Origin of the sequence: Paenibacillus methanolicus (assembly GCF_008124765.1) — a bacterium.
In the GTDB taxonomy this organism is placed as follows: domain Bacteria; phylum Bacillota; class Bacilli; order Paenibacillales; family Paenibacillaceae; genus Paenibacillus_Z; species Paenibacillus_Z methanolicus.
This window is the reverse complement of the sequence record NZ_VNHS01000019.1, coordinates 36,218-53,816: the sequence shown is the minus strand read 5'-3', so window position 1 is coordinate 53,816 and position 17,599 is coordinate 36,218. Positions and strand designations below refer to the sequence as shown.

The 17,599-nt window shown below is 61.2% G+C and carries 18 protein-coding genes; 5 read left to right on the top strand and 13 right to left on the bottom strand.

Going from position 1 to position 17,599, the window contains the following annotated elements; translation table 11 throughout:
- Positions 1-15 precede the first annotated feature (15 nt).
- The 4 genes from BCM02_RS33335 to BCM02_RS33320 form a co-directional block, all read right to left on the bottom strand.
- Positions 16-1,473 (bottom strand): SWIM zinc finger family protein, encoded by a 1,458-nt coding sequence (locus BCM02_RS33335; protein WP_148933437.1) that lies wholly within the window; start codon positions 1,471-1,473, stop codon positions 16-18.
- 400 nt (positions 1,474-1,873) lie between these two features.
- The gene (locus BCM02_RS33330; RefSeq protein WP_148933436.1) at positions 1,874-2,074 is read right to left on the bottom strand and encodes a hypothetical protein; all 201 of its coding nucleotides are present in this window, start codon (positions 2,072-2,074) and stop codon (positions 1,874-1,876) included.
- A 116-nt stretch (positions 2,075-2,190) separates the two neighbouring features.
- On the bottom strand, positions 2,191-2,373 hold the full coding sequence (locus BCM02_RS33325) for a hypothetical protein (RefSeq protein ID WP_148933435.1): 183 nt from the start codon (positions 2,371-2,373) through the stop codon (positions 2,191-2,193).
- Positions 2,374-2,489: 116 nt separating this feature from the next.
- Positions 2,490-3,269, bottom strand: a complete 780-nt coding sequence (locus BCM02_RS33320) for a YheC/YheD family protein (protein ID WP_148933434.1) — start codon at positions 3,267-3,269, stop codon at positions 2,490-2,492.
- Between the two features lie 435 nt (positions 3,270-3,704).
- Between BCM02_RS33320 and BCM02_RS33315 the strand changes: the two genes are divergently transcribed.
- On the top strand, positions 3,705-4,469 hold the full coding sequence (locus tag BCM02_RS33315; protein ID WP_148933433.1) for a M15 family metallopeptidase: 765 nt from the start codon (positions 3,705-3,707) through the stop codon (positions 4,467-4,469).
- Between the two features lie 132 nt (positions 4,470-4,601).
- On the opposite strand, the gene BCM02_RS33310 is transcribed toward BCM02_RS33315, so the two are convergent.
- The 6 genes from BCM02_RS33310 to BCM02_RS33290 form a co-directional block, all read right to left on the bottom strand.
- Positions 4,602-6,044 carry a nicotinate phosphoribosyltransferase gene (locus BCM02_RS33310; RefSeq protein WP_148933432.1) on the bottom strand — a complete coding sequence of 481 codons (1,443 nt, stop codon included), beginning with the start codon at positions 6,042-6,044 and terminating at the stop codon, positions 4,602-4,604.
- Positions 6,045-6,322: 278 nt separating this feature from the next.
- Positions 6,323-6,892, bottom strand: coding sequence for a ribonuclease H-like YkuK family protein (locus BCM02_RS33305; RefSeq protein ID WP_148933431.1), 570 nt, complete (start codon positions 6,890-6,892; stop codon positions 6,323-6,325).
- Positions 6,893-6,970: 78 nt separating this feature from the next.
- A complete protein-coding gene (locus tag BCM02_RS33300; protein WP_148933430.1) occupies positions 6,971-8,389 on the bottom strand; it encodes an RtcB family protein in 1,419 nt (472 codons plus the stop codon).
- Between the two features lie 163 nt (positions 8,390-8,552).
- Positions 8,553-8,777 carry a hypothetical protein gene (locus tag BCM02_RS33295; RefSeq protein ID WP_148933429.1) on the bottom strand — a complete coding sequence of 75 codons (225 nt, stop codon included), beginning with the start codon at positions 8,775-8,777 and terminating at the stop codon, positions 8,553-8,555.
- Positions 8,778-8,921: 144 nt separating this feature from the next.
- Positions 8,922-9,065 carry a hypothetical protein gene (locus BCM02_RS35590; protein ID WP_187434554.1) on the bottom strand — a complete coding sequence of 48 codons (144 nt, stop codon included), beginning with the start codon at positions 9,063-9,065 and terminating at the stop codon, positions 8,922-8,924.
- A 110-nt stretch (positions 9,066-9,175) separates the two neighbouring features.
- Positions 9,176-9,505 carry a DUF1904 family protein gene (locus tag BCM02_RS33290; RefSeq protein WP_148933428.1) on the bottom strand — a complete coding sequence of 110 codons (330 nt, stop codon included), beginning with the start codon at positions 9,503-9,505 and terminating at the stop codon, positions 9,176-9,178.
- A gap of 210 nt (positions 9,506-9,715) precedes the next feature.
- On the opposite strand from BCM02_RS33290, the gene BCM02_RS35750 reads away from it, so the two are divergent.
- The 3 genes from BCM02_RS35750 (at position 9,716) to BCM02_RS33275 (ending at position 13,292) form a co-directional block, all read left to right on the top strand.
- On the top strand, positions 9,716-10,180 hold the full coding sequence (locus tag BCM02_RS35750; RefSeq protein ID WP_222871045.1) for a YecA family protein: 465 nt from the start codon (positions 9,716-9,718) through the stop codon (positions 10,178-10,180).
- A 195-nt stretch (positions 10,181-10,375) separates the two neighbouring features.
- Positions 10,376-12,724: a PAS domain S-box protein gene (locus BCM02_RS33280; RefSeq protein WP_148933427.1), complete on the top strand. Its 2,349-nt coding sequence runs from the start codon at positions 10,376-10,378 to the stop codon at positions 12,722-12,724.
- Positions 12,725-12,803: 79 nt separating this feature from the next.
- Positions 12,804-13,292 carry a GNAT family N-acetyltransferase gene (locus BCM02_RS33275; protein ID WP_342791378.1) on the top strand — a complete coding sequence of 163 codons (489 nt, stop codon included), beginning with the start codon at positions 12,804-12,806 and terminating at the stop codon, positions 13,290-13,292.
- Positions 13,293-13,295: 3 nt separating this feature from the next.
- On the opposite strand, the gene BCM02_RS33270 is transcribed toward BCM02_RS33275, so the two are convergent.
- The gene (locus BCM02_RS33270; RefSeq protein WP_148933426.1) at positions 13,296-14,423 is read right to left on the bottom strand and encodes a PQQ-dependent sugar dehydrogenase; all 1,128 of its coding nucleotides are present in this window, start codon (positions 14,421-14,423) and stop codon (positions 13,296-13,298) included.
- 371 nt (positions 14,424-14,794) lie between these two features.
- Here BCM02_RS33270 and BCM02_RS33265 point away from each other — a divergent pair, with 371 nt between their 5' ends.
- A complete protein-coding gene (locus BCM02_RS33265) occupies positions 14,795-15,967 on the top strand; it encodes a hypothetical protein (protein ID WP_148933425.1) in 1,173 nt (390 codons plus the stop codon).
- Positions 15,968-16,124: 157 nt separating this feature from the next.
- Here BCM02_RS33265 and BCM02_RS33260 read toward each other — a convergent pair whose 3' ends face one another.
- Both BCM02_RS33260 and pyrF read right to left on the bottom strand, forming a co-directional pair.
- Positions 16,125-16,601 (bottom strand): GNAT family N-acetyltransferase, encoded by a 477-nt coding sequence (locus BCM02_RS33260; RefSeq protein ID WP_246183670.1) that lies wholly within the window; start codon positions 16,599-16,601, stop codon positions 16,125-16,127.
- Between the two features lie 58 nt (positions 16,602-16,659).
- On the bottom strand, positions 16,660-17,571 hold the full coding sequence (pyrF, locus tag BCM02_RS33255) for an orotidine-5'-phosphate decarboxylase (protein ID WP_148933424.1): 912 nt from the start codon (positions 17,569-17,571) through the stop codon (positions 16,660-16,662).
- Positions 17,572-17,599 lie beyond the last annotated feature (28 nt).

Here is a 17,599-nt window from a genome sequence, read left to right as displayed (position 1 = left end):
CCTTTCCATAGCGCGCTAGAACGCCAAACGCACAATTTCTTGCTCCGTCACGATCGACAGCGGCTGCGCCGTCAACCGGCCCGTATCCAGGTCATGGCCGAACATGACGAGCACCGCGACGTCCGCCAATTGCCCGGGGCCGAGCAGCTCGAGCAGCCGGGTGGTCGGCGGCAGCGCGCCGCCCAAGTCGTCCAGCGCCAGTCTTCCTCCCCGTCCGTCCTCCAGCGCGTAGCCGCCCTCCGAGGCGGCCGTCAGACGACTTGCGCGGAGCAGCATCGCCGGCCGCTTGACGGCGAGCGGGTTCTTCAGCTCGTTCTTGACGATCTTCAGCGCCTCGTTCACCGCAGGCAGCGCGCAAGCGGCGATGCGCCCGAGATCGCCAGCCGACAACTCGCGCATCAGCGACTCCTCCCAGCGGACGCGCGGATTGAGCCCGCCCGGATACGCGAACAGCTCCTTGGCCGCAATCACCTGGAAGAAGCTGTCCTCTTCCTTGATATATTTCGCCGCCCGGAATGGCCGGTACGTCACCGTGCGGACGACCGCGCCATCGTGCAGCGACACCCAAAATCCTTCGTCCACATATTCCCCGCGCGCCTCGTCCGCGTAGGAATAGAAGGCCAACTGCGCCAGCTCGACGTCGGTCGCCGCGCGGCCATGTTCGCGAAGCTCGGCCAGCTGCCAGGCGTGGCCGATGCGCTCCTCCAGCACGGTCGCGGCATCCGGTCCCCGCTCGGGATCGGCCAGCCGCGCGTTCAGATAGTCCGCGCTCCGATTGAGCAGCGCGTGCAACGCCGTCAGCTGGTCGACCGCTTCCGTATAGATCGCGTCCCGCCCGTCCGTCTGCCGCAGCAGCCGCACGAGCGACTCTGCCGAGGCGGCAAGACCCGGCACGTAATAGCTGCCGAGCTGCTTAATCTGCTGCTCCAACAGCCGCGCCATGGCGGCGTCGACCGAAGCGATGCCCCCCTGCGCGATTTGCAGCGCCAGCTTCCGGGCCAGCTCCACGCCCTCCAACTGCGCGGCGAGCTTCTTGGCGAGCGCCGCCTTGTTCGTCTTCTTGCGAGGCGCCGCGCCGCTCGCGGCGCCCTCCGCTTCCGCTTGTTTCTTCTCTTCCCGCTTCTCCTCGCGCTTCTCCGCCTTCTCGCGCTTGTCCGCGATGTCTTCCGGCACCGCGGCGGCTTCGAACGCGCGGCCCTGCGCGAACGCGTACAGCAGGCCGAGCACATGCTTGCACGGGAACTGCCGGCTCGGGCAGGAACAGCGGTATACCGGACTCTCCGGCTTCACGAAATCCGCCGAGCAGCGGTAAGGCTCCTTCCCGCTGCCTTTGCACGCGCCGAATAACAGCCTCCCGTCTTCCGATTGGTTCAATTCCGCGAAGCTATTTTTCTTGACCAGGTCTCGGCCGTTCTTGGCCGCCGCCGCGTTCAAGGCGATTGAATCGACGAATGCCTCCGTAACCGTCATCATGCTTTCATCTCCATCTTTGCCGGGATATCCTACTATTTCCACGGCTGGGTTCGGGTTTCCTCCTACTCCTATGCGCCGGGCAGCCGTGGAAGTCCTAAAAAAAGTACAAAGGGCTGCGCCCTTCGAGAACCCTCTATTCTCCCTCCCCCTTCCCCCTCCGCCGAGGGGAACAAAAGAGCTTCGTCCGAGCGCATGCTTCCGAAGTGCGTTTTCCGTTGAAAACGCTCTGGACTCCCTTTTTCGTGCTTGCACGTTTGTTCGCGGTCCAAGACACCCGGAAGTACCGTGACTTACTACTCCGTGCTGACCATCGCTTTCGTCCGCTCCCGCGGACACGCTATACGCTTACCTTAACAACAATAAAAAAAACCGGAGGCTTTCCGCCCCCGGTTCGCGTTGTTTATACGCCCATCTTTTTGCGCTGGTTGTTGACTTTCTTGTGGTTCTGGCTCTTCATGACCGCTTGGTTGCCGCCATGGCCATGTTTCTGTTTGCCGCCCTCGGCTTGCTCTTGTTTCTTCTGGGCCAGCTTCTGCTTCACTGCTTCGGCAAGCGAAATTTTCTTCTTCTCTTCCGGTTGAACCGATTGTTCTTCTGACATGAGATCACCTCATCTGCGTGTTCTGGTAATATTGTAGCGTTTTTTCGCGCCGCTTTCCACCTCGGAATTGGGCAAGCGCGGTTCGTCTGCCAACCTTTCCCGCCAATCGGCCTGCCTTACTCCCGAAGCGCATCCTTCAAACGGGTGGACATCGTCTCTTGCGCCCTCGACCGGATGACGCCGCGCAGCTTCGCGTTCTCCGCCTGCAGACGATCGAGCTCTTCGCGCAGCCGCCGGTTCTCCTCTATTAGCGTCTCCGCGTCCGCCGCCCCTGGCAGCGTTCCGTCTTCTTCCCTCATGAACCGTTCCTCCGTCCGTCCAGTCAACTTCTCGCCACGGTTCATTGTAGCGCAGCGCGAGCCGCCCCCGCAAGCGAGCGGGCATGCGGACCGCTCGGCCAACCGGACTTCCTCCGTTATTTGCTCGAGAAACGGCCGTAACTGGCGGCGAACCGCTTCATCCGTTTGTACGCGCGCCGGTCGATGTTCCGCAGCGGATAGTATTGCGGATGATTCGAATTGACCTCGAGCACCCAAAGACGTCCGCTCCGATCGAACGCGAAATCGACGCCCATCTCCCGCATGCCGGCGCGTTTGCCGCTGAGGAGGCGGGCGATGCCGAGCGCCTTGCGTTCCAGCAGCTCGTCGCGCCGCTCGCCCTCATGCTCGCTCAAGCCCCTACGGTACCACAGCTCCGGCAATGTCACCACGCGTCCGCCCTGCGCGTAATTCGTGACGATTTTGCCCTTAACCCCAATTTTGGCGAATTTGCCCGTGACGGTCCACTTGCCGCCCGGCTTGCGCTGTACCATCACCCGCAAATCATAGGGACTTCCCTCGACGGTGTCCAGCTCGACCGCGGCCTGTACAATCATGGGCCCTTTCGCCTTCGCCTTCATATGCCCGTACGCCGTTTCGATCGAATCGAACGTTTTGCGGCTCTGCTTGCGCCGGACGGTTGCCAGCAGCTCGCATCCGCCCTCTGCTTGCGTAACTTTGAAAATCCCCATGCCTAGCGAACCGACATCCGGCTTGACATAGAGGGCCGTGCAGCGCTCGAACATTCTCAGCATGCCTTTGCGCGTAAACCGCACGGTTCGAGGGACCAGCTCCCGCAGTTCGTCATCCGCCGACAAGTACCTGCATACGCGAAGCTTCCCCCTCAGCGTGGCGCTGTTATAGGTTTTGCGCGTCATGGATATCACCTCGCAATACCTTATGTCCAAGTATGCCGCGGCTCTTGTGTCATTGGCTCGGGTCCATACGCCGTGTTTTCGCGCGGCATGCCGTGCATTTCCGCCAGCGTTATATTCGCCCGCAGCTTGAAGGGACCAAGCGACGTCGCGCAAGGCGAAACGGCTGTCGCCGGCCTCTCCTCCTCTTCCTGTGAATAGGTCGATCGACGGCGTTCCTTCATTAATGTCGCTAATGTGGCTCTGACAGCGACCAGCAGATTCCAGCCGAATGCACGGCAACTTTTCGCCGCGGTCATTCGTCACCTATTACGCTATGAAACTTGCAGACCGCGCTTGCAAGCTTTCGATTGTTTACAAGCCTGAAACAAGCCGTAGATAGATTCGACAACATTCTCGCCTACAATCGGGTAATAGACTAGAAGGAGATGAGAAGCTATGACAACCGCTACGCGCAAACGCACCAATCGATTAGCCGCTCTGCTGCTCGGCGCCGGACTGTTGGCCGGTTGCACCGTGTCCGGCATCGCCGACGCGACCGCCCACGCCGCGGCCGCCTCCACGTTCCTGCACGACAACGCGGCCGTTCGCACCGTGACCAAGAACGCGGCCGGCAAATCTATCGTCACCAATTCCCAGAGCACGGTCGTGCTCGTGAACAAGCAGCGCAATCTGCCATCTACCTACGTTCCGACCGATCTCGTCGTGCCGAACGTGTCGTTCTCGTTCGCGGGCAGCAGCCCGAAGAAACAAATGCGCAGCATTGCCGCGGGCGCCTTGGAGAAGCTGTTCGCCGCCGCCAAGAAAGACGGCATCAGGCTGGCCGCGGTCTCCGGCTACCGGTCCTACGCGACGCAAAAGGCGATCTTCGACCGCAACAAGTCGATCAAAGGCGCCGCCGTCGCCAATAAAACGAGCGCCCTCCCCGGGCAAAGCGAGCATCAGACGGGTCTTGCCATGGATATTTCGAGCGCATCGGCCGGCTATGCGCTCGAAGCGAGCTTCGGCGATACGAAGGAAGGCAAGTGGCTGGCGAAGCATGCCGCCGATTACGGCTTCATCATCCGGTACGGCAAAGGCATGGAGAAGCTGACCGGCTATTCCTACGAGCCGTGGCATGTCCGCTACGTCGGCGTCTATATCGCCAAGGAAATCATGAGTAAGCACCTGACGCTGGAGCAATATTTGGCCCGGTATAACTAAAGGCGCGCATAGCTCCGGCAAGGTGCACAGATTCGCATCTGGCGCCTGAATGCGATACGCCGGATGCGCGAAACAGCCGCCGCGAAAGAACGCACCGCTCGGGAACGAGCCGGTGCGTTTTTTTGCGCTTGGTCACGGGTGATATTCGTGAATGAGCTCCATTTTCAAATCCCACGCCTTACGGCTTAAGGTTACCCGATATTCCTCCGGATTAAGCATGCGCCGAATTTCGGGCCGGAACAGCGCCAGCTGGGACTCGTGGTACGCGCGGATCGCCTCCACGCCGGGCAACGCGTACGCCAGCTCGCCGTTCACGTAGATGTCCTGCAGCAGCCGCACGCCGTCATACGCTTCAAGCGTCTTGCTCCGGTACGGCGTCGCGGGATCGAACAGCAGCAGCGGCGCGCCTTCGCGAGGTTCCCGCTCGCTGCCCAGCGCGATGTAGTCCGCCTCGGCCCGGCCGGTCTGCCGGTTCAGCAGGCGGTATGTTTCCTTGACGCCGGGATTGGACACTTTCTCGGGATTACCCGAGATTTTGATAACCGGCTCGTAATCGCCGTCCTTCTCCTTGGCGACGAGCTTGTAGATGCCGCCGAGCGACGGCTGGTCCGCCGCGGTGATGAGCTGCGTCCCGACGCCCCAGACGTCGATCCGCGCGCCCTGCGCCTTCAAGTTCATGATCAGACTCTCGTCCAGATCGTTCGACGCGATGATTTTCACGTACGGGAAGCCAGCCTGGTCGAGCAGCGCGCGCGCTTCCTTCGAGATGAGCGCCAAGTCCCCGCTGTCGAGCCGGATCGACTGCAGCCGCTTGCCCTTCGCCTCCAGCAGCTTGGCCGTCTTGATCGCGTTCGGCACGCCGCTCTTCAACGTATCGTACGTATCGACGAGCAGCGATACCTGATCCGGCAGCGCCTCGGCGAACTTCGCGAACGCTTCCTCCTCCGTGTCGTGCGCTTGAATCCACGCGTGGGCATGCGTGCCTTTGGTCGGAATGCCGAACAGCATGCCGGCCCGCAAATTCGACGTCGCGTGGAAGCCCGCGATATAAGCAGCCCGCGCGCCCCAGACCGCCGCGTCCGCCTCCTGCGCCCGCCTGGTACCGAATTCGAGCAGCGTGTCGTGCGGGGCGACCTGTTTGATCCGCGACGCTTTCGTAGCGATCAGCGTCTGGTAGTTCATGAAATTCAAGATCGCCGTCTCGATGAGCTGCGCCTCGAAGATGCGGGCTTCCACCCGGATAATCGGCACGTTCGGGAAGACGAGCGTCCCTTCCGGCACCGCACGAATGCAGCCCGTGAACCGGAATCGCCGCAACTCCTCCAGAAATCCCTCCTGATATGCCTCCTCCTGCTGCCGCAAATAGTCGATCGCCTCGTCATCGAACGCCAAATGTTGGATGTAATGCACGATCCGCTCCAGCCCGGCGAACACCGCGTAGCCGTTGCCGAACGGCAGCTTGCGGAAGTATGCTTCGAACACCGCTTTCTTGTTCAGCGATCCCAGCACCCAATGGGCGTACATCATATTGATCTGGTACTTGTCCGTATGTAGACTCAGATTCGAGTAATTCACCTTCGTCACTCCTATCCGCGCGCCGCCTGTCGCCTTATCTGTTCGTAGTTTGCCAAGATGGGGCGTTCCTAACCATGGCCTGGATGCTGAGCGCTTCATGCGCCTACTATACCGCTTTCGGACGCGACCGCATACTCCTTTCTACCCGGCCTTGCCCTTCCGGACGCCTTCAAGACGCACGCTCCTTCCATCAATCCCGCTCGCGCACACGCCAAAAAACCGTGCACCGCACAACTTGCATGCGCGGCGCACGGCCTTATCCATCCTGCTGGCATAGCCTACATCACCTTCTTAACCGGACGTTTGGTATACCGGTTCGCGTATGCCGAGGCGGCGTACGACTCGGGCTTGACCCGGGCGAGGAAGACGCCCGACGCCTCGACCCGCTCCACCATCTCTTGCACGTAGAGCGACGTCTTGTTCACGACCGGCTCCGTGCCGGCATCGATGTCGATGAACGACTCCAGCGACGCGCCTTGGTAGACGTAAGGGAGCAGCGGCGCCTCCATGTCGCGCAGCAGATCGTCCGCGAAATAAGCAGCCAACTCCTGCGAGAGCGAGGTTTCATAGGAAAGCTTCTCCCGAAGGCTCAGCACCTCGCGCGGCAGGACGACGACGCGGTAGCACGCCCAGGCGCCTTTGCCCGGACGATGAAGCACGATGCCCGTGACGAATTTCGTATATCCTCGGAACACTTGGGAGTCGGTACCGATGACGAAATGATAGGCGCACCTCGGGTCTTGCCCGATAAAGCGCAGCATGCGGTTCATGACGGCCTCGAGCGTCATACCGCTCTCGCTCACGTTTTGGAAGCGAAGATCGTCCCATTTTGAAGCCTGTTTGCTCATTCGAATCACTCCTTGTCATATGTTCAAGGCGCTAAAGCAGGTTATTCGGCAGACGATAGGTTCTATGCCTGTTTTCGACTACACGCCCTTGATGACGGCCATCGGCTTGCACCTGGCCACGACGTCCGCCAGTTTCGCGCCGACGACGCTGTCGATGATTTGGTCGACGTCCTTGTACGCTTGCGGGCATTCGTCCAGAATCGTCTCGAGCGTGCGGTGGTTGACCAAGATCTCGTCCTCCGTGCCGACCCGAAGCGATTGCGCGAACGCATCGACGGTGACCAGCTCCTTGGTCGCCCGGCGCGAACGAAGCCGTCCCGCCCCGTGGCAGATCGAGTAGAAGTTCTTCGCCCCTTCGTCGCGCCCGACCATGATGTACGACGCCGTCCCCATGGAGCCCGGGATAAGCGCGGGATGACCGGTTGTCTTATAAGCCATTGTATTCATGAAGTGGCCAGGCGGAAGCGCCCGCGTCGCGCCTTTGCGATGGACGAGCATCGGTTCGTTCCGATGGAACTCCTTCAGCGCATAGTTATGCATAAGGTCGTAGAGCACCGGCAGCTCGATCGCCTCTCCGAACACGTCCTTGAACGCCTGACGCACGCCGAAGGCGATCATATGGCGGTTGCTTACGGCGAAATTGAGCGCGGAGTACATGAGGTTCAAGTACGCCTTCCCTTCATGGCTCACCGCCGGCGCGTAGACGAGATTCGGGTCGGGGTTCGAGATGCCCCACAGCGCCATCGTCTCCTTGAGCGACTTCGTATGCTCGCGGCCGAGCATCGCGCCCCAAGCCCGCGAGCCGGAATGGATCATGACGACGACCTGGCCGTCGAACAGTCCCCAGCCCTCGCCCGTCTCGCGCCGCCCCTCGTCGATCTCGATCGCCTGCAGCTCGATGAAGTGATTGCCGCTGCCGAGCGTCCCCAGCTGGCCGTGCGCGTTCCTGCGGATGCGGGCCGGCAGTTCGCTCAAGAAATCGTGGTCGAACTTGAACGTCGCCTCCTCGACGTGCGTCAGCCAGCGTGCATCCGGCACGTATTTGTCCGGCAGCCCCCGCAGACCATGGCGCACGACGTCCATGATGTCGATATCCGCGTAGTTCGAATTCGTCCGTTCGTTCGTCGGCACGTACCGCTCGATCGCCTCGATCAGCTTGCGGCGGACCGCCGGATCCTGAATGTCCCGCTTATGCAGCGGCGTCAGATGGACCCGCATGCCGCAGCCGATGTCGACGCCGACGATCGACGGCGAGACGAATCCGTCACGCATCCGCCAGACCGCCGTCGTTCCGATGCAGGTGCCAACCCCGACGTGGGCGTCCGGCGTATAGCTCATGTACATGCTGCGCGGAATGCGCAGATTGTTGTCCGCCATCTCGTACACCTTCGGCTCGAATGCCCCGAATACGTCCGGATTCGCGAAGACGTGCAGGCGGCCGTGAGGCAGCTCGATTTCATGATGATTGTTGGCGTGGTGTTTCGTGTTCCCTTTCAACTTGCTCTCCTCCTTTGCAAGGTGAAACGGCTATCGCCGTCTTTGATGGCGTAGCGCGTTACATTCCGGTGAAATAGAGGATGATTTATAAGCGTGAAACCTATAAATTCCTATATTTTCGAATAAAAAAAGCTGCCGGTCCGCTCGTTCCCTTGTCCCCGCTTCAGGCAGGTATAGAGAAACGCCGCGATCCCGGCAGCTCGAATGGCCATTGCTCACGTCGACGCGCATGCAGACGGCGCCTGACGTGCAGACGCGCGGAGCGCGCGAAGCGTCCCCTATGCGGGTACGAGCGAATGGACGGCCGAACAGCCGGCAGACGCGGTTCCTTCTCCATGCGGTTGAATGCCTGTTGAAGCTGATCGTGAATCGCGATTATCGTTCTCATGGCGCTAACGCCTCCTTTTCTCGTGGGGAATGGGAATAAAAAAAGACCGCGGGACGGGCGCGTCTTACGTCCTTGGACGAAAGATGCGCCGCCAGCCTGCAGCCTCCTAGCCAGATGCGTATGGGAATGCAAGGACATGCCTGCTCATCGGCAGGCGCGCCTTGTCCGTACGGTTCCGGGGAAGCCGCAATGACGATCGATCGCGAAAGGGTGCACGGAATCCGTCAGCCCATCGCGCGTTGCCATTATCGTGCGTTCGTACCGCTGCATGCTCGTAACGTTCTTCATCATCCGTGCCTCCTTTCGCCCTCGCGCTCTAAATTAGTCGCTATCGTATCACGGCCTCTCCGGAAGCGTCAACCACTTTATGGAGACCTTTTCAAAAAATTCAAGAACCCCTACCCGCACGGCCGGCCGTTAATGTAATACATCTCTTCGCGGTATACCTTGAACGCAAGTTCCAGGTCCGCCACCCCCGCACTGCGCATATGCCGCGCGACCGCTTCGGCAAACCGGTTCCGGACGTAATCCCCGCGCTCGAACCAGGCCGCTTCCGCGAACGGATAGCTCGCCCCGCCCTCTCCGCCGATGATCGGCGCCGTCTCCAGCAAGTCCACCGTGAAATTATCCGTGCCGCATTCGCAAATCTCCGCCAGCTCGGCGACGAGCGGGCCGACCGCGGCCGCCAGCGCGTCCCGCGCGACTCCCCTGAACGTTAATTGAGGCATGTTTCTTGCTCCTCCCTATGGAACTTGCCCCCATCTTACCTTGACGATTCGCGGCTGTCCAGGGCGCCATCTTCCCCGATCATTTTCAAATGAATGACAATTTTCACGAAAAAGGGGCAAAATAAGCGCAAATTTCAACTATTCTTTTGTCAATCGGTCGATTTCTTTCTATAATAGAAGTACAACATGAAAGTTTAGGAGACGATGGTTGTGACGAAATGGGGAAGAAACGAGCTCTGTCATTGCGGCAGCGGGCTCAAGTACAAACGTTGTCATCTGGGGAAGGACGAGCAAGCGGCCGGATCGGGAACGTCTAGCGCGGCGCCTGCCATCGACCCGACGACAATCGACATTCACGAGATGATCGAGGGATTGACGTGGAGCAGCGAAGCGTATCGTGAACTCTCGAACGAGCTCGTGACGAATATGCAAGGCCGTTATGAACCGGATACGGTTTATTTTGCCGTTTTTCTATGGAACCGCTTTTCTTCCGAGACGCAGCCGGTCTATCGCAAGTCCGGCGTGTATTGCGCGGCGATCGAGTTTTTCTTCAACGGCGGCACGATGGCCGAGCTGGCTTCGAAGTACGAGGTTTCTTCGTCCACGATGTCCAAGCGCTATCAGGAAGTATTCGATTTCGCGCTTTCGCTCTCCTTTGGCGCGGGGTCCGCATAAGCATACGTCCACCTTTCGCTCTCTCGTCTGTGAAGCCGCCCGTTCGATGTCGAACAGGCGGTTTTTGGCGTTATCCGCCAGTTCTTTCCGTTTTTTTCTATAGGCTCCGTTTGCACGCCCTGCTACAATGGTAAAAGGTAAAAAACAGCTATCACGCTTACGCTGACAGCCAGAGAAAGAAAGGGGCTGCAACCAATGAGCTCTTCATTGGAGATCGACTACCGATCCATCGTTCATTATTCGCCGATCGCCACGGCCGTGCTGGCCGCGGAGCTGGGCGAAATCGCATATGCCAATCCGGCCTTCTGCCGACTGGCCGGCCTTGAGACGGAAGCCGAGCTTCGCGGTCTCGCGTGGACGGAGCTAACCGTGCCGGCCGGCACGGAAGTGCCTGATCACGGCGTCCTATCGCGGGCGGTCCTCGCTTCGCGAGACGGCCGCATCGAGCGGGAGCTGCAGATCGCGCTGAAGAACGGGGAACTCGTTCCGGTCCGCGCCCAACTCTATCGCATCGGAGACGGCCATCCGGCGCCTGCTTTCCTCCTGCTGCAGCTAATCGACTTGACCGATATCCGTTCGGAGGAACGGAAGCTGCGCAAGGAGCTCGAGATGCTCTCGCTCATTACGGAATATACGCAGGACGTTATCTCGTTCAGCGAACCCGACGGCACGCTCCTGTACTGCACGCCGTCGATGCTGCCGGTGCTCGGCTACGAACCGAGTTCCGCCGTCGGCCGCAACCGGATCGAATTCTACCATCCCGACGATGCCGAAGAGATGCGCAACGACCGCTCCAAGCTGTATTCGGACCGGGATACGTTCGTTCGCCGCGTCAAGCATAACGACGGCCACTATATTTGGCTGGAGATCGTCTCGCGGATTATCCGTCACCCGGAGACGGGCGAGCCGTTCAAGGTGCTGACGATCACCCGCGATATTACCAAACGCAAGCAATACGAGGACACGCTGAGCCGTGCCCAGGAAATCGCGCATATCGGCTGCTGGGACTGGGATCTGCTGACCGGCCGGTTGACGTATTCCGAGCAGCTGCGCCGGATTTTCGACGACCAGCTGCCGGCCGTCGATTACGCGCTGGATTCCATGCTGCAATGCGTCCATCCGGAGGATCTGCCGCGCCTGCTCTCGGCGGTCGATCACATGCGGACCGGCCGGAACGGCAGCGATCTCACGTACCGGATCTTCTTGCCGGACGGCGATGTGCGCGTGCTTCACGCCCAGTGCGAGCCGGAGCTCGACGTGAACGGCAATCCCGCGCGGATCATCGGCATGATTCAAGATATTACGCAGCGCGAACGCTATATTACGCAGATCGAGCAGCTTAGCCACGAGCATGCGCTCATTCTGAATACCGTGTCGGAGGGCATCTGCGGCTTGGACATGGAAGGACGGTGCACGTTCATCAATCCCGCGGGCGCGCGCAAGCTCGGGTATTCGATCGCCGACCTCGAGGGTACGACGTGCCTGAATCAAATTCAGCAGACCGCCCCGGACGGCAGCCATTACGCCGCCGGCCAGACGCCGATTCATGCCGCGATCGTGCTCGGGGAAGATCCGGTATGGAAGGAAGGCGTCTTCTGGCGCAAGGACGGCTCGAGCTTTTTGGCCGAGTACCGGGTAACGCCGCTATACGATAACGGCCTGCAGATCGGCGCGGTCGTGAACTATCACGACAAAACGAGCCAGAAGGAAATATTGCGCGCCAAAGAGATGGCTGAGCAGGCGGACCGGGCCAAATCGGAATTTCTGGCCATCATCAGCCACGAGCTGCGGACGCCGATGAACGGCATCGTCGGCATCATGGACCTGCTGACCGACACCGAGCTGGACGACGAACAGCGCGCGTATTTGGATATCATCCGCAAGAGCAGCGACTCGCTGCTGTACATTCTGAACGAAGTGTTGGATTACAGTAAGCTGGAAGCGGGCAAAATGTCCATCATGCACGAACCCATCGATATCGCCCATCTCGTGGAAGGCGTGCTGACGCTGTTCACGCCCGCCGCGCAGGAGAAGCAGCTTGCGCTCGCGTCGGTGCTGAACGAATCGATCCCGCCCGTCTTCATGGGGGACGGCGCGAGGCTGCGACAAATTCTGATCAACCTGGTCGGCAACGCGATCAAATTCACGGACAACGGCGAAGTTTCGGTGACGATCGAGCGGCTCGCCAACCCCGACCCGCACGCGCTAACGCTCGCGTTCTGCGTGAAGGATACGGGCATCGGCATTCCGGCTCAACTGCAGGGACAATTGTTCCAATCGTTCTCCCAGCTCCACCCGTCGCTGAACCGCAAATACGGCGGCACCGGACTCGGCCTGTCGATCTGCCGCAAGCTGGTCGAATTGATGGGCGGCATCATCGGCGTCGACAGCGCGGAAGGAGCCGGTTCCACTTTTTATTTCACGCTGCCGTTCGGCACCCTCTCCGCGCCGGAGCAGCCCGCGGACGCCGAGCGAGCGGAGAGCGGCCCGACCGCTCCCGCGGCCGGGAAGGTTCTGTTTCCCGCAGACGGTTCGCGGCGGTAACCTAGTCTTGTATTTGCACGTCGAACAGGCAGCGGTCGATGCCGCTGCCTGTAAATTATGTATTCGGAGGATTGCGCCCGTGAAATCAACGATTCAAGTTCGGTTATCCCAAGCCTCGGACGCCGCCCAGCTCGTCGCGATCGACAACAGCGGCGTCTGGACGCCGGCCAACGCGCCGCTCCCGCTCGCCGGCAAGACGGCGGCCGAGTTCGCCGCGCAGAACCCGCCGGGCAGCCACCTGGTCGCCGTCATCGAGGAAGTCGTCTGCGGTTACGTCGGCTTCCGCGCCCCGACGCCGCTGCCGAGCAACGCGCACGTCGCGCAGCTCGACATCGCCGTCCACCCCGATTATCACCGGATGGGCATCGGCCAAGCGCTTATTGAAGCGGCGAAGACGCACTGCGCCGCCCAGGGCATGCGTAAGTTGTCGCTGCGCGTCATGGCCACCAACCCGAAGGCGATCGCGTTCTACAAGAGCTGCGGCTTCATCGAGCAGGGCCGATTGATCGACGAATTCTGCGTGGACGGGCAGTACGTCGACGACATCATGATGTACGTCATGCTCTAGCCGTTATTTCAACCGCAGCAGCCGATCATCGTTATTGCCCGGCTCGCCGCGGCCGTCGGTATTGTTCGTGATGACGTAGACCACCCCGTCCTTCACCGCGGCATCCCGCAATCGTCCCTCGGATCGAACAAGCGTCTCCTTCCTCATGCCATCGGAAGCGAAGCGGACAAGCGATTGTCCCCGCAGTCCGGTCACGAGCAGCTGGCCGCTTGCATCCGCCGCCATGCCCGACGGCGCCAGCGTGTCCTCGCCGGTATGGTAGAGCGGCGCGATCATCCCTTCCTTCTGCTCGTCCCCGATGATGTCCGGCCAGCCGTAGTTGCCGCCGGCCGTGATGCGGTTGAGCTCGTCATGGCCGCCCGGCGAGCCGGAAGGACCGTGCTCCGAGCTGTACAGCACGCCGCCCTGATCCCACGCGATCCCTTGCGGATTGCGATGTCCGTATGAATAGACCGGCGAGCCGGGGAACGGATTGTCCGCCGGGACGGAGCCGTCGCGCTTGATTCGCAGGATTTTGCCGGCCAGACTGGCGCGTTCCTGCGCGGACGCCTCGTCCTGCGCGTCGCCGGTCGTAGCGTACAGGTATCCGTCCGGCCCGAAGGCAAGCCGTCCGCCGTTATGGTTCGCCGCTCCCGGAATGCCGCCGAGCAGCTCGCGCTGTTCGGACCATCCCTTGCCGTCGTCATCTTCGCGCAGCAGCACGATCCGATTCAACCGCTCCCGGCCCTCCTCGTACGTATGGTAGGCGAATGCCTGTCTCGACGTCTCGAAATCCGGCGCCAGCGCAAACCCGAGCAAGCCGCCCTCGCCCTCCTCCTTCACCGGCTTGCCGAGCTTGACGTGCTGTCTGGACTGGTTGCCCGCCTGGACTTTGACGACCGCGCCGCCCCGTTCGCTAATATAGACCGCGTCTTGCGCCATCGCGATCGCCCATGGCGTATTCAGATTCTCCGCCAGCACCTCGTAGGCTGCGGTATCCGAGCCGTTCTCGACGTTAACCGCCGTCTCTTGCGCCGGCGCGCCCGTCTGCGCCGTTTCGCCGCCGCGTTCGTTCCCGCTCCCGTCGCAGGCCGCCAAGCTGCCTGCCAATACCGCCAGCAGCGCCGCCTTTCCTACTCTGATCGTTCTCATCCTTCATCCCTCCCGGCACATTCTATTATCTACCAGTATAGCAGTTTTAACGTTTTTTAACCGCCGCGGGGGCTGTTTCAAGTCCCTTGGCAGACATCCGACGATTAGCTGCGCTCCCGGTCGGGCCGCGATTCGACATGCATGGGCGACGTCCTGAGCGGACATGGTCACAACTCCGGCCGCCGTCCTCCCCGCCTAAGTCCAGCAATCGTTCCTCGGGTTCGCGTTAGCCCGAAGAAATCTATGAATCCGATAATGTTCGGCCCTTCTCCGGCATAGATTGTAGTATAGGCCGCCGATCGCGGCAGCCGCCAAATTATATACGTGAGCGAAGATGCGGATAGCCGCCGCTCATCCAGGGAGAAGCCGCTATGAAAAATCAGGAATCATGGGTAAATGTCGCGTTTCTGCTCCTTATTCCGCTGCTTATTCTGGCGGGGTACAAGGCGAGCCTTGACCCCGGCCGCGCCGCCGCCCCTCCCGGCTCGGGCGTCTCTCCCCGGTTATCCGCGTTCATCGGCGCCGGACCCGGCTCCGCGCAAGCCGCGATCGCCGCGGCCAACGCAGGCGGCCCGATCGCTTCGGCTTACGCGCCGCCAACGACGGCATCGGGCCAACTGGAACCCATTCCACTCTACATACAAAGCGGCACCTACGCGCAAGCGGGCGCTTCCTCGCGGCGGGAGGCCATCGCGACGCTTGAGCAGCTCGGCGACAATCGGTATCGGCTGCATGCGGCCGTTCGCCTATCCGGCCATGAAGCCGGCGGGTTGGATGCGGAATTTTCGGTTGATGGCCAGACTATTGCCTTCCATGACGACGCCTACCGCGAACTCTCCCTCGCGCTCGGCGACGATTCGCTGACGATCGACTACCCGGCGAACGCCTTCGGCGAGCCGGGAGCGGATCTGAGAGGCATCTATTATTTGCGCAGCGCCCCAAGCGACGAGTCCCCTTTCCTCCGCGCGCTCTACGATAGCATTCAGCTGTCGGGTACGATGCGTCAAGGGCAGCTGGTCATCCATACCTATCCGCTCGGTCCGGAGGAACGGTGGCTGCTGCTAGAAGCGCGCGATGGAGAAAGCGGCGGAACCGCGAATCCGCCTTCGCTTGTCCGCTATCGTCCCGCCGCGGGACAATTCACGCCGATTACATGGGAGAAGGCGCAGGAGACGCTGCGCATGCGGGACGCGAGCGAGGCGATGATTTACGAGATTACCCATAAGCGATTTGCAGACCGATATCGCGAAGTGCTGGCGGACCGGACGATCCGCGGGACGCCCGATAAAGCGCCGCTGTCGGAGCAGGAAGCGTTCTACATCGCGGTCGGGGAGCGCAGCGTCACTCGAACGGAGCAGCTGCGCGACGAGCCCGAAGCAACCGGCTCCCGATATATACAGGTGGTCGATTCCTCGGACGAAGCCGCCGTGCTCGTGCATCTATACGAACTCGTCGAGGACGCCGAAGAAAGCCATACCGCCACCATCGATTGGCTGGAGGTCGACCGCCTCACGGGCAGGGTGAGCAGCATGTTCGAAGCTTAAGCCTCCCATTCGCCCGCTGACGCTATCCAATGACGAAGAAGGCTGCCGTCGCCGGCAGCCTTCTTCTATAGCTTCATAAGCGACAACGAGACACAGCGGAACGCGGCACTCAGACAGCGTCCCTCGCCTTCGCCGCGGCTATTGCCTTCCGCCACTTCTACTCCCGCCCGGCCAGCGCCCAGCCGTATACGAACTGCTCCCCTTGAGGGCCGATCCGTCTGCGTCCCGTGTCGGCGAATCCGACCCGCTCGTACAGCTTCTGAGCGGGGATGTTGCGGCGATTCACCGCAAGCACGATTTCGTCGCAATCCGGAAAGCGTTCCTTCGCGAACGCGGGGATCAGCGCCATGCCTTGCTTGGCATAACCTTTGCCCTGCTTCGCGTTGTCGACGGAGAACGCCGTGAGCAGCATCGCACGGGGATTTTCGGTGCAGTCCTTCACCCGCTCGCTATCGTGGAGCAGGAAGAAGCCGACCGGCTCTTCGCCGGCCGTAATGACAATGGGATACCGGCCTGGCGCCGACTCCAGCAGTTCGACGGGCATGGCGGTAAATTTCGCTTGCTCGGGCGGCAGCTCGAACATCCTCAGCCTCGCTTCATGCGCTTTCGTAAGTTCATGCAGTTCGACCGCCATCGTCGTCATCTCCTCTAGGTGCTGGTCTTGTCCCGCTTCCAATGCTGCCGTACTTGGATCAGAGCCCCCGTACCGCGTTAATCGCTTCTTTGGCCCCCGCCGCTTCCTCGCCAATCGCCCGGCCGATCTCCGCTTCGGACAACGAAGACCAATGATCGCCAAGGCTTCGATAGGCATAGAGAATGGCTCTGGACGATGATACGACGGCCCCTTCGCCGCGCACGTCGAAGAACGGCCGCAGCGCCTCCGCCGACCCGCCCTGCGCGCCGTATCCGGGCACGAGGAAGATCGCGCTCTTCAAAGCCGCGCGGATCGCGCGCGCCTCCTCCGGATACGTGCCGCCTACGACGGCGCCGACGCAGGAATAGCCATGGGTCCCTAGCGAACGAGCCGCCAGTCGCTCCAGCTCCTCGGCCAGCTTCATGTACAACGCGCCCCCGCCGTCCAGCTTCACGTCCTGCAGCTCCCCCGACGACGGATTCGACGTCTTCAGCAAGACGAAGACGACTTTGCCCGCCGTCTCGGCCGCTTCGATGAACGGCATATAGCCGTCGCTGCCGAGGAACGGATTGACCGTCACCATATCGCCCGCGATTGGGCCGTCGCCCAAGAACGCGCGGGCATAAGCGGCCGAGGTCGGTCCGATATCGCCGCGCTTCGCGTCATTCAACACGAGCAGCCCTTTGCTCCGCGCGTAACGGATCGTCCGCTCGAGCGCCCCGATCCCGCTCGCGCCATAAATTTCGTAATACGCCAGCTGCGGCTTGACGGCGACGACGTGGTCCGCCACCGCATCGATGACGATCCGATTGAAAGCATAGATCGCCTCCGCCGCGCCTTCGCCCGTCTCCGGGTCGGCGCCCTGCCGGATCGCGTCCGGTATATAGCGCAGATCCGGGTCCAGCCCGACCACGAGCGCCGTTCGTTTCCTTCTGCCTTCTTCGATCAGACGATCCCCAATATGGCCCATGTTCCACCTCGATGTGTAGGTTCTCTAT